9 protein-coding genes are annotated in these 10,926 nt (G+C 70.9%); 2 read left to right on the forward strand and 7 right to left on the reverse strand.

Annotated elements, in window-relative coordinates; all coding sequences use genetic code 11:
* Positions 1-43: 43 nt before the first annotated feature.
* The 5 genes from RNB18_RS48380 to RNB18_RS48400 form a co-directional block, all read right to left on the reverse strand.
* The gene (locus RNB18_RS48380) at positions 44-298 is read right to left on the reverse strand and encodes a hypothetical protein (RefSeq protein WP_311720540.1); all 255 of its coding nucleotides are present in this window, start codon (positions 296-298) and stop codon (positions 44-46) included.
* A gap of 98 nt (positions 299-396) precedes the next feature.
* Positions 397-2,478 (reverse strand): PTS fructose transporter subunit IIABC, encoded by a 2,082-nt coding sequence (locus RNB18_RS48385; protein WP_311720541.1) that lies wholly within the window; start codon positions 2,476-2,478, stop codon positions 397-399.
* Positions 2,479-2,605: 127 nt separating this feature from the next.
* Positions 2,606-3,553 carry a 1-phosphofructokinase gene (gene pfkB, locus RNB18_RS48390; protein ID WP_311720542.1) on the reverse strand — a complete coding sequence of 316 codons (948 nt, stop codon included), beginning with the start codon at positions 3,551-3,553 and terminating at the stop codon, positions 2,606-2,608.
* Positions 3,550-4,311: a DeoR/GlpR family DNA-binding transcription regulator gene (locus tag RNB18_RS48395; RefSeq protein WP_059206550.1), complete on the reverse strand. Its 762-nt coding sequence runs from the start codon at positions 4,309-4,311 to the stop codon at positions 3,550-3,552. Before RNB18_RS48395 ends, pfkB begins: the two co-directional genes overlap by 4 nt.
* Before the next feature lie 193 nt (positions 4,312-4,504).
* Entirely contained in the window at positions 4,505-6,037 is a 1,533-nt protein-coding gene (locus tag RNB18_RS48400) for an MFS transporter (protein WP_311720543.1), read from the reverse strand.
* Between the two features lie 62 nt (positions 6,038-6,099).
* Here RNB18_RS48400 and RNB18_RS48405 point away from each other — a divergent pair, with 62 nt between their 5' ends.
* Positions 6,100-7,074: a helix-turn-helix transcriptional regulator gene (locus tag RNB18_RS48405; RefSeq protein ID WP_311720544.1), complete on the forward strand. Its 975-nt coding sequence runs from the start codon at positions 6,100-6,102 to the stop codon at positions 7,072-7,074.
* A 498-nt stretch (positions 7,075-7,572) separates the two neighbouring features.
* Here RNB18_RS48405 and RNB18_RS48410 read toward each other — a convergent pair whose 3' ends face one another.
* The gene (locus tag RNB18_RS48410; RefSeq protein ID WP_311720545.1) at positions 7,573-8,571 is read right to left on the reverse strand and encodes a sigma-70 family RNA polymerase sigma factor; all 999 of its coding nucleotides are present in this window, start codon (positions 8,569-8,571) and stop codon (positions 7,573-7,575) included.
* Between the two features lie 193 nt (positions 8,572-8,764).
* Here RNB18_RS48410 and RNB18_RS48415 point away from each other — a divergent pair, with 193 nt between their 5' ends.
* Complete coding sequence (locus tag RNB18_RS48415) at positions 8,765-9,295, forward strand: GNAT family N-acetyltransferase (RefSeq protein WP_311720546.1); 531 nt, start codon at positions 8,765-8,767, stop codon at positions 9,293-9,295.
* 7 nt (positions 9,296-9,302) lie between these two features.
* On the opposite strand, the gene RNB18_RS48420 is transcribed toward RNB18_RS48415, so the two are convergent.
* Positions 9,303-10,926 (reverse strand): transposase (locus RNB18_RS48420; protein ID WP_311720547.1); only part of this gene is annotated, 1,624 nt, incomplete at its 5' end.

A 10,926-nucleotide genomic window follows, 5' to 3' on the forward strand; every position in this document is an offset into this window, starting at 1 on the left:
CCGCCCACGTACACAAACGCCCCCGTAGGCTCCGGCGCCTGTGTCAACGGCCGCCGCTGAGCTGTCGTACCAGACCCGCGAACGCGTCCTCCTCCGCCGGGGTCAGCTCGACGGACTCGCGGCCGGGGCCGGTCTGTCGCTGGTGGGGCAGGGCGGGCAGGCCATGGCCGGAGCGCCACAGCGCGGCCTCGCGGCGGCCGCGGCGCAGCATGACGGCCAGCCCGATCGCCCAGGCGACGGCCACCAGGACGAGAAGGGTCATACCAAGCAACTGGTAGACGGAGACGTGCTCAGGCATGCGTTCCAGTAGACACCACGGTCCGGGACTTTGGTCCCGGACCGTGACGTATCTCGCAGGTGCCGTGAACAACTCACAGCCGCCCAAAGGGGCAGGGGTTATGCGGCAACCGGCTGCTTCTGATCGGCCGTCGGGGCGTCGGCGGCCGCCGTCGCCGCGGTGGCCGCCGTCCCCGTGGCCGGCTTGCGCATGCTCTTCAGGACGACCACCAGGCCGGTCGTGACGCACACGCCCGCCGCGATGGCGATCAGGTAGAGGAACGGGCTGCCGATCAGCGGGACCACGAAGATGCCGCCGTGCGGGGCGCGCAGGGTGGCGCCGAAGGCCATCGACAGGGCACCGGTGACCGCGCCGCCCGCCATGGAGGCGGGAATGACGCGCAGCGGGTCGGCCGCGGCGAACGGGATCGCGCCCTCGGAGATGAAGGAGGCGCCCAGGACCCAGGCCGCCTTGCCGTTCTCGCGCTCGGTCTCGGTGAAGAGCTTCTTGCGGACGGTCGTTGCCAGCGCCATGCCCAGCGGCGGGACCATGCCCGCGGCCATCACGGCGGCCATGACCTTCATCGCGGAGTCGCTCGGGTCCTGGACGGCGATGCCGGCGGTGGCGAAGGCGTACGCGACCTTGTTGACCGGGCCGCCGAGGTCGAAGCACATCATCAGGCCGAGGAGAACGCCGAGCAGGATGGCGTTGGAGCCGGAGAGGCCGTTGAGCCAGTCCGTCATGCCCTTCTGGGCCTCGGCGATGGGCTTGCCGACCACCACGAACATCAGGAAGCCGACGATCAGCGAGGAGATCAGCGGGATCACCACCACCGGCATGATGCCGCGCAGCACCGGTGGGATCTTGATCCGCTGGATCGAGAGGACCACACCACCCGCCAGCAGACCTGCGACCAGGCCGCCCAGGAAGCCGGCGGCGATCTGCGAGGAGATCATTCCGCCAACGAAGCCGGGGACGAGACCGGGGCGGTCCGCCATGCCGTAGGCGATGTATCCGGCGAGGACCGGGATGAGGAAGCCGAAGGCGACCCCGCCGATCTGGAACAGCAGGGCGCCCCAGCTGTCGATCTCGGTCCAGGAGAAGTGCTTCATGACCGAGGGCGCGTCGGCGATCTTCCAGCCACCGATCGCGAACCCGAGAGCGATCAGCAGACCGCCCGCGGCGACGAACGGGACCATGTAACTCACGCCGGTCATCAGCCACTTGCGGAGCTTGGTGCCGTAGCTGTCGCCGGACTCGCCGGCCCGCTCGACCGGCGTGGAGCCGGGTCGGCCCGCCGCGCTGACCTCGCCGCGCTCGGCCTTCCCACGGACCTCGGTGATGAGTTCGGTCGGGCGGTTGATGCCCGCTTTCACGCCGACGTCGACGGTGGGCTTGCCGGCGAATCGGTCCTTCTCGCGTACGGGGACGTCGTGCGCGAAGATCACGCCGTCCGCGTCCGCGATGACCGCCGGGTCGAGCCGGGTGAAGCCGGCCGAGCCCTGTGTCTCGACGACGAGTTCGACGCCCGCCTCGCGGCCGGCGTTCTCCAGCGACTCGGCCGCCATGTAGGTGTGGGCGATGCCGGTCGGGCAGGACGTGACGGCGACGATCCGGAAGGGGCGCGTGTCCTGCGCCGGCTCCTCCGTCGATGCCGCTGCCGTACTGGCCGTTGCGGCATCGGCGGAGGCCGCCGCCGATGCCGCAACGGAGTCTTCACCGGCACCCGCGGTGGCCTCGGGGGCCGCCTCCGCCGGTTCCTCGTCCCCACGGATCAGCGCCGCGGCGCTCTCCGCGTCCCTCGCCGACCGCAGCGCGTCCGTGAACTCGGTGTTCATCAGCTGGCGCGCGAGCGAGGACAGGATCGTCAGGTGGGCGTCGTCCGCGCCGGCCGGTGCGGCGATCAGGAAAATCAGGTCGGCCGGACCGTCCGCCGCGCCGAAGTCGATCCCGGCCGCGCTGCGCCCGAAGGCGAGCGTCGGCTCGGTGACGTGTTCGCTGCGGCAGTGCGGGATGCCGATACCGCCGTCGAGGCCGGTGGGCATCTGTGCCTCGCGGGCGGCCACGTCGGCGAGGAAGCCCTCCAGGTCGGTCACCCGGCCCAGGGCGACCATGCGCTCGGCGAGGGCACGCGCCGCCGCTTCCTTGGTGTCGGCGGACAGGTCGAGATCGACCAGGTCCGCGGTGATCATGTCGCTCATCGCGGGCTCCTTCGCACGCGTATCGCCCGGGGAGTGGGGTGGGCGGTGGTGAGGGGGACGGGGGTGCAGCGGTGTGGGGTTTCGGGGGTGGTGGGAAACACCACCGTGGTGGAAAGCATCGGGCGGGTCACGACACCGGCTCCTTCAGCACACGGTCCATGGGCACCTCGGCCGTGACCGTCACCGCGGCCGGGTCCAGGTCGTCCGGCGTCGGCATCTCGCTGCCGGGCAGCTGGACGGCCGCCGCCCCGTGCGCGACCGCGGAGGCGAGGGCCTCGGGGCCGCTGCCGCCGGCGATCAGGAAGCCGGCCAGCGACGAGTCGCCGGCGCCGACATTGCTGCGTACGACCTTCACGTGCGCGCTGCCGAACCAGGCGCCCGAGCCGTCCACGAGCAGCTGTCCGTCGGCGCCCAGGCTGGCGAGCACGGCGCGCGCGCCCATCTCACGCAGTTCCTCGGCCGCTTTCACGGCGTCGCCCACCGTGGCGAGAGGGCGTCCGACGGCCTCCGCGAGCTCCTCGGCATTCGGCTTCACCACGTCGGGCCGTTCGCGCAGCGCCTCCAGGAGCGCGCGCCCCGAGGTGTCCAGCGCGATCCGCGCACCACCGGCGTGCGCCCGCGCGACCACCTCGGCGTACCACGAGGGCGCGAGCCCCCGGGGCAGGCTCCCGCAGCACGCGATCCACGAGGCGTCGCGCGACTGCTCGCGCACGGTCTCCAGCAGGAGCTCCTGCTCGGCGGCGGACAACTCCGGTCCCGGCGCGTTGATCTTCGTGAGCACCCCGTCCGACTCGGCGAGCGCGATGTTCGAGCGAGTGGCGCCCGCGACCGGCACCGGCGCGACCTCGATGCCCTGCGCGTCGAGCAGGTCGGCGACGAGCGCCCCCGGCGCACCGCCCAGGGGCAGGACCGCGACCGTGCGCTGCCCGGCTGCCGTGACGGCGCGCGAGACGTTGACGCCCTTGCCGCCGGGATCCATGCGTTCGCCGGTGGCGCGGATGACCTCGCCGCGCTCCAGGGACGGGACCTCGTACGTACGGTCCAGGGACGGATTCGGGGTGACGGTGAGGATCATGCGCGCACTACTTCCGTGCCGCCGCGCTCGATCACGGCGGCGTCGTCGGGACTCAGCCCGCTGTCGGTGATCAGCAGGTCCACGTCGCTCAGGTCGCCGAAGCGGGCGAAGTGCTCCTGGCCGTGCTTGGCCGAGTCGGCGAGCAGGACCACTCGGCGGGCGGCGGCGATCGCCGCGCGCTTGACCGCGGCCTCGGCGAGGTCGGGGGTGGTGAGGCCGTGATCGGCGGAGAAGCCGTTGGCCGCCACGAAGAGGACGTCGGCCCGGATCTCGCCGTACGCCCGCAGGGCCCAGGCGTCGACCGCGGCGCGCGTACGGTGCCGTACGCGCCCCCCGACGAGGTGAAGCTGGATGCCGGGGTGGTCCGCGAGGCGGGCCGCGATCGGCAGGCTGTGGGTGACGACGGTGAGCGAGGCCTCCAGCGGGACGGCGGCGGCCAGACGGGCGACGGTCGTACCGGCGTCGAGGATCAGGGTGCCCTCGGTCGGCAGTTCCGCGAGGGCCGCCTTGGCGATGTGGTCCTTCTCGTCGGCCGCGGTCGTCTCCCGCTCGGCGAGGTCCGGCTCGAAGTCGAGGCGCCCGGCCGGGATGGCCCCGCCGTGCACCCGGCGCAGCAGCCCCGCGCGGTCGAGGGCCTTCAGGTCCCGGCGGATCGTCTCGGCCGTGACCTGGAACTCCTCGGCCAGTGAGACGACGTCGACCCGCCCGCCGTCACGAGCGAGCCGGAGGATCTCCTGCTGCCGCTCCGGTGCGTACATGTCCGTTCGCCTCCGCCCATGCCCGAACGTGTGGTTTCGGACGGAGGCTACGCCTGCATTTCCGGAAAGTAAACAGGTTCGGGCGCGATCCGGGCATGAACGGACTTCCGGTCCTGTTCACGCGGGCCAGAAGGGGCACGTCAGAAGGGCCCGGCACCTGACAACAGGTACCGGGCCCCACGCCGAGCAACCCCTACACGAGCTCGGGCGCCTTCTCCTCCACCACCGGAAGCTGCGCCCCTGCGTCTTCCCCCTCCACGTGCTGCGCGGGCCGCTTCGGCAGCGCGAACATCAGCAGGAAGATCACGCCCATCACCGCCGCGACCCACCCGAGCGCGTACTGGAAGGCGTCCACGAAGGCCGGGCCCACCTGAGCGGGTCGCAGGTCGTCGCCGATGACCCCGAAGAACACCACGGACACCAGCCCGAGTCCGAGCGCGTTGCCCATCTGCTGCACGGTGTTGATGAGCCCCGACGCCGAACCGGCGTGCTCGCGCGGCACCTCCGAGAGCACCGCGTCCGTCAGCGGCGCGACGATCAGCCCCATGCCGACACCCATCACGACCAGCGGCAACGCCATCTGCCACGAGCTGATCCCCATGCCGTACCGCTCGGCCTCCCAGAGGTAGAGCAGCACACCCACCGCCATCAGCAGCGCACCGGCCTGGAGCACCTTGCGCCCGAAGCGCGGGACGAGCTTCTGCACCGACAGACCCGCCGCCGTGGAGACCGCGATCGAGAACGGCACCCCCGTCAGCCCCGCACGCAGCGGGCTCCAGCCCAGCCCGGTCTGCATGTACAGCGTCCACACCAGGAAGAAGATGCCGAGCCCGACCCCGAACACGGTCTGCACCGCGATGCCGGCCGCGAAGCTCTTCACCTTGAACAGCGACAGCTCGACCAGCGGCGACCCGTCCCGCGCGCCCTTCCGCTTCTCGTACGCCACCAGCGCGGCGAAGACGAGGGGCGCACCGGCCATCGACACATACCCCCACAGCGGCCAGTCCAGCTCCTCACCGCGGGTCAGCGGGTAGAGCAGCAGCAACAACCCCACCACCACGAGTCCCACGCCCACCAGGTCCAGCTTCAGCGCCCGCGGAGCCTTGGACTCGGTGATGAAACGGCTGCCGAGCACGAGCCCCACGATCCCGACCGGCAGGTTGATGAGGAAGATCGGCCGCCACTCGAGCCCGAAGAGGTTCCACTCGGTCAGCAGGGCGCCGAGCAGCGGACCGGAGACGGCACCGAGACCCACGATCGCGCCGAACAGTCCGAACACCTTCCCCCGCTCGTGCGCCGGAAAGGTCGCGTGCACGATCGACAGGACCTGCGGCACCATCATCGCCGCCATGCCGCCCTGCAGGATCCGGGCCGCGACCAGCATCTCCGGGTTCGCGGCGAAGCCGCACAGCGCCGACGCGATCGTGAACCCGCCGATGCCGACGAGGAACAGCCGCTTGCGCCCGTGGATGTCACCGAGCCGCCCGCCGGTGATCAGGCCCGCGGCGAAGGCGAGGGCATAGCCGGCGGTGATCCACTGGATCTGGCTGACGGAGGCACCGGCGTCCTGCCGGATGGACGGGATGGCGATGTTGACGATGGTGACGTCGACCAGGTCCATGAAGGCCGCGGTCATCACGATGGCGAGGGCGAACCAGCGACGCCGGTCGCCCGCGGCGGGCGGTGCGTCGAGGGTGTCCGAAAGGGGGGTCTCGGTGGAGGTCATGCCTTGAAGCTACGACCCCATTAGGTCAGATCGTGTCCTAGTTCTACGGCATCCTCGAACTCATGACGACGGACACCCCGGCACGGCTCCTGACGCTCCTCTCCCTCCTGCAGACGCCCCGTGAATGGCCCGGCGGTGAGCTCGCCGACCGCCTCGGGGTCTCCCGCCGCACGGTCCGACGGGACATCGACCGCCTCCGCGAGCTTGGCTATCCCGTCCAGGCGACGAAGGGCTCCGACGGCGGCTACCGGCTCGTCGCGGGCAAGGCCATGCCCCCGCTCGTCCTCGACGACGAGGAGGCGGTGGCCATCGCGGTCGGGCTGCGGGCGGGGGCGGGGCACGCGGTCGAGGGGATGGACGAGGCGTCCGTACGGGCACTGGCGAAACTGGAACAGGTCCTGCCCTCCCGCCTACGGCACCGGGTGTCCACCCTCCAGGCCGCGACGACTCCGCTGACCAGCGGGGACGGGGCGAGCATCGCGACCGAGACCCTGACGGTGATGGCGTCCACCGTGGCCGGGCACGAGCGGCTGCGGTTCTCCTACCGGGCGAAGGACGGGGCCGAGTCCCGGCGCGTCGTGGAGCCGTACCGTCTGGTCTCCACCGGGCAACGGTGGTACCTCGTCGCCTACGACCTCGACCGCGGCGACTGGCGGACCTTCCGGGTCGACCGGGTGAACGATCCCTTCGCCACGGGGGCCCGGTTCGCACCGCGGGAGTTGCCGACGGGGAGTGCGGCGGAGTATCTGCGGCAGTCGATGTACCGCCGTCAGGAGACGTACGAGATCGCCGTGACGTTCGAGGCGGATGTGGCGGTGGTGGGGGCCCGGGTGCCGGCGTGGATGGGGGTGCCGGAGTCTCTCGGGGAGGGGCGGTGCCTGTTGCGGGCGACCGTGGGGGACGCGGTGGAGTGGATGGCGGTGCGGTTGGCGATGACGGGGGTGGAGTTCCGTGTGGAGGAACCTGCGGAACTGGTGTCTGCGGTACGGGAGTTGGGGGGACGGTTGATCCGGGCGAGTCGCGTGCGCGGGGCTTGAGCCGGGCGCCTATGGGGGTGCCAAGTCGGGTTGTCGGGCGGGTGCGGGTGAGTGGGGGCTGGTCGCGCAGTTCCCCGCGCCCCTAGGGGGCTGCAGTCACCCGCACCACGAACGGACCGATCCTCACCCTCTCGCATCACGACGGACCTGCTCACAACCGGCGCACCATGCCGATGTGACAGAATCTGCCGTCCGGTGGGTCACCCCGTGGTTCAGGTACGGGGTGACCCACCGTTCCGTTTGCCGGGGCGCAAAAGGAGCCGGACCCCGGCGCCCGGGGGGAGGGGCGCCGAAGTCCGGCTCGGGGAGAGTCCCGGCGCGGGGGGGGTTGCGTCGGGACTTGGTTCAGGAGGGTCCGAAGGCTCCGAAGGCATGGCCTCCGGGACCCGAACACCTGGACCCTGAAGTCTTGTTCCCAGGGTCCGCCAGGTTGAAGCGGCCTAGTACAGCCATGTTTACGCGGTCTTTCGCCACCCGGCGTACGCGGGCAGACCCCGCCTACGCCGCCGCGTCGAACCCGGTGGACCGCGCGAGCTTCTTCAGCTCCAGCAGGGCGTGCTTCTCGATCTGCCGGATCCGCTCACGGGTGAGGCCGTGCTCCTTGCCGACCTCGGTCAGGGTGCGCTCGCGCCCGTCGTCGATGCCGTACCGCATCTTGATGATGGAAGCGGTGCGCTGGTCGAGGCGGCCGATGAGGTCGTCCAGTTCCTCGCTGCGCAGCAACGTCAGCACCGACTGCTCCGGCGAGACCGCGGAGGTGTCCTCCAGCAGGTCACCGAACTGGGTGTCGCCGTCGTCGTCCACCGACATGTTCAGCGAGACCGGGTCGCGGGCCCAGTCCAGGACGTCGACCACGCGCTCCGCGTTGGAACCGAGCTCCGCGGCGATCTCCGCGGGCTCCGGGTCGCGGCCGTGCTCGCGGTTGAACTCGCGCTGCACACGGCGGATGCGGCCCAGCTCCTCCACCAGGTGGACGGGCAGCCGGATGGTGCGGGACTGGTCGGCGATGGAGCGGGTGATGGCCTGCCGGATCCACCAGGTGGCGTACGTCGAGAACTTGAAGCCCTTGCGGTAGTCGAACTTCTCGACCGCGCGCACCAGGCCGGCGTTGCCCTCCTGGATCAGGTCGAGCAGGGGCAGACCGCTGCGGGGGTAGCGGCGGGCCACGGCCACGACCAGGCGGAGGTTGGAGCGGATGAACACGTCCTTGGCGCGCTCACCCTCCTCCACCAGGGCCTCCAGCTCCTCGCGGGTGGCGTCCGCCTTGGCTTCCTCGTACCCGTCGAGGACCTGTCGGGCGAACACACCCGCCTCGATGATCTGGGACAGCTCGACTTCCTTGGCGGCGTCGAGCAGCGGCGTACGCGCGATCTCGTCGAGGTACATGCCGACCAGGTCGCGGTCGGCGATCTCGCCGCCATGGACGCGAACACTGCGCGCCGCGTCGGTAGACCCGCCGGTGGCGGACTTACGACGGGCGACGGCACGGGTTGCCATGCGTGCTCCCTTGCGATGTTGGGTCAGCGGGTGGTCCTTCGGACGCTGGTTCCCGGCTCCGGTCTGCTTCCGGACTCTCCTCGGGTGCCCTGCATCCGATGGAAACAACGACTGGAAACCGGACAGAATTCCCAAGGCGTGCCGCTATTTTTCTGATCTTGCAGTACCCTGTCCGGCCACACGAGGAGGCGTGATGCCGTCGGAACGTACAGAGGTGCAGGTCAGGCCGGGAGCCGAAAGCGACCTCGGGGCCCTCACCGACATCTACAACCACTACGTTCGTGAGACGCCCATCACATTCGATACCGCCGTCTTCACTCCGGAAGAGCGCCGCCCTTGGCTGCTCTCCCACCCTGAAGACGGGCCGTACCGCTTGATGGTTGCCACCGACACGGATCCGACAGGAACCTCACAGCGGATCCTCGGGTACGCCACATCCAGCCCCTTCCGCGCCAAGCCCGCGTACGCGACCTCCGTGGAGGTCACCGTCTACCTCGCCCCGGACGCGGGCGGCCGGGGCATCGGCACCCTCCTCTACAAGGCTCTCTTCGAGGCACTGGCCGACGAGGATCTGCATCGCGCCTACGCGGGCATCGCACAACCCAACGAAGCGTCCACGCGGCTGCATGAACGCTTCGGTTTCCGGCACGTCGGCACCTACCGGGAGGTGGGCAGGAAGTTCGGCCGCTACTGGGATGTGGCCTGGTACGAAAAGCCCCTCTAGATCGTTCCTAAAGACTGAGCGGGAGTGAGTCCTGTTGCCAGGACCCATGCTCAGCCGGGTGTCCCGAACGGTGGTGGCCACCCTGGTCGTCCGCTTTCGCTCCACGGCCCGGCGGCGCGCATCCGGTGCGCGGTCCGGGAATGTGGGGGCGGGTTTCCTCACGCCGACGAATCTCCGGTCGGGCCTGGGCGGTCCGATGCCCCGCACCATCACTCCGGTGGAACGGGAGCGGTGTCGTCCGTCGCCTGATCGGATGCCCGAGGGCGCGTCGCCCGACCGCGATGCTCGCCGCATCGTGCCGGGAAATCGTGCGAGCCGGGGTACTCAGCGGTTTCTGCCAGTGCTGGGCGCCCCAGCGGGAGGTGTAGGCGGGGTCGACCGCGACGACGGCAATGTTCTGTTCGGCGGCCATCGAGACGAGGCGGGCTTTGAGTTTTGCGGTGGGGAAGCGGGAGATGAGGCGACGGAAGCGTTTGTTGCGGCCGTGCTTCTCGCGGCTGGTGCCATCGCTGAAGTCGAGGTCCTCGATGGCGATCGCGGCGGCCCCGCAGTGCCGCGTGTGGTGCAGCAGCCTTGTCAGGGCGTGCCGGATCTGCGCGTCCCGGTGCTGGGCGGTGCCGGTCAGGTCGTAGAAGAAGTGCTGCGGTTCGCCGACCGGGTTGCCGTGCCCGTCCAACTGCCAGGCGGCGAGGTGGTCGTCGTTCATGTCCACCCCCACCACCCCCCGTGCCAGGGCCGCCTGAAGGGGCAGGACGGGGGCGGCGGCGCGCTGCCAGGACGCAGTGATGTACCAGCGGCCGCGTGCCGGGTCGTGGTGGATGCGGTAAGCCACCGCCCGGTTGACGGTGACCCGATCACGCCACTCCTGCCCCCGGTGTGGGAACCGTACGGTGGCGTCGAGGACGTAGCGGCCGTGCGGCGCGTTGGCCAGGTGAGCCAGCGGAGCCGGGAGCTTGACCGAGAGTCGGCCGGTGTCGGTGACGCGGATGGTCTCGTTGCCGAAGCGCTTGCCCGACTCCCCGTCGGCGGCCAGGAACATGCGCTCCGCCTGCCAGCGCATCCGCCACGCCTGCTCGTCCAGTCCGGCCGCCGCAAGGTGGTGGCGGGTGTTCGCGAGGCGTTTGCCGCCGCGCACCACCCGCACCCGGCCCGCCGCCCAGTCCGCCTCCATCCCCGCCAGCCGGGCCTTCAGCGTCTGCAGACGGCGGGACTTGGCATGCCACTCGCCTCGCGAGGCATACCCGCGCACCAGCCCTGCCCGATTGTCGGCCTTGGCACCCAAGGGCCGGGCCAGCCGCGCCTCGATGGACACGATCTGCCCACGCAGCCAGGCCATGTAGGCGGCCTGCCCGCGCCTCGCCAGCGCCCACTGATCATGGCTGGCCTTGGTGATACTGCCCGCCCAGCGCGCCGACGACCTCCCCGTCAGCGACCGTTTGCGCACCGCCCACGAGGCCGCATCATGACCCAGCCCCTGCCGGGACCGCTCCGCGAGATCACCAGCCGCCAGCGACCCCAAGAACACCCCGACCTCGGTGAGCACCGCCGCATCCGCATCCGACACCCGCAGCCGGTCCCGGACGGCCACTCCGGCCGGACCGGGCACCACGAATGACGCCGCCACCTCCCGC

Origin of the sequence: Streptomyces doebereineriae, assembly GCF_031845645.1 — a bacterium.
Taxonomy (GTDB): Bacteria; Actinomycetota; Actinomycetes; order Streptomycetales; family Streptomycetaceae; genus Streptomyces; species Streptomyces canus.

Bases quoted from the DNA above. Each gene is read 5' to 3' on its own strand.
- RNB18_RS48380 (WP_311720540.1), bottom strand. From the start codon at position 298: ATGCCTGAGCACGTCTCCGTCTACCAGTTGCTTGGTATGACCCTTCTC.
- RNB18_RS48385 (WP_311720541.1), bottom strand. From the start codon at position 2,478: ATGAGCGACATGATCACCGCGGACCTGGTCGATCTCGACCTGTCCGCC.
- pfkB (WP_311720542.1), bottom strand. From the start codon at position 3,553: ATGATCCTCACCGTCACCCCGAATCCGTCCCTGGACCGTACGTACGAG.
- RNB18_RS48395 (WP_059206550.1), bottom strand. From the start codon at position 4,311: ATGTACGCACCGGAGCGGCAGCAGGAGATCCTCCGGCTCGCTCGTGAC.
- RNB18_RS48400 (WP_311720543.1), bottom strand. From the start codon at position 6,037: ATGACCTCCACCGAGACCCCCCTTTCGGACACCCTCGACGCACCGCCC.
- RNB18_RS48405 (WP_311720544.1), top strand. From the start codon at position 6,100: ATGACGACGGACACCCCGGCACGGCTCCTGACGCTCCTCTCCCTCCTG.
- RNB18_RS48410 (WP_311720545.1), bottom strand. From the start codon at position 8,571: ATGGCAACCCGTGCCGTCGCCCGTCGTAAGTCCGCCACCGGCGGGTCT.
- RNB18_RS48415 (WP_311720546.1), top strand. From the start codon at position 8,765: ATGCCGTCGGAACGTACAGAGGTGCAGGTCAGGCCGGGAGCCGAAAGC.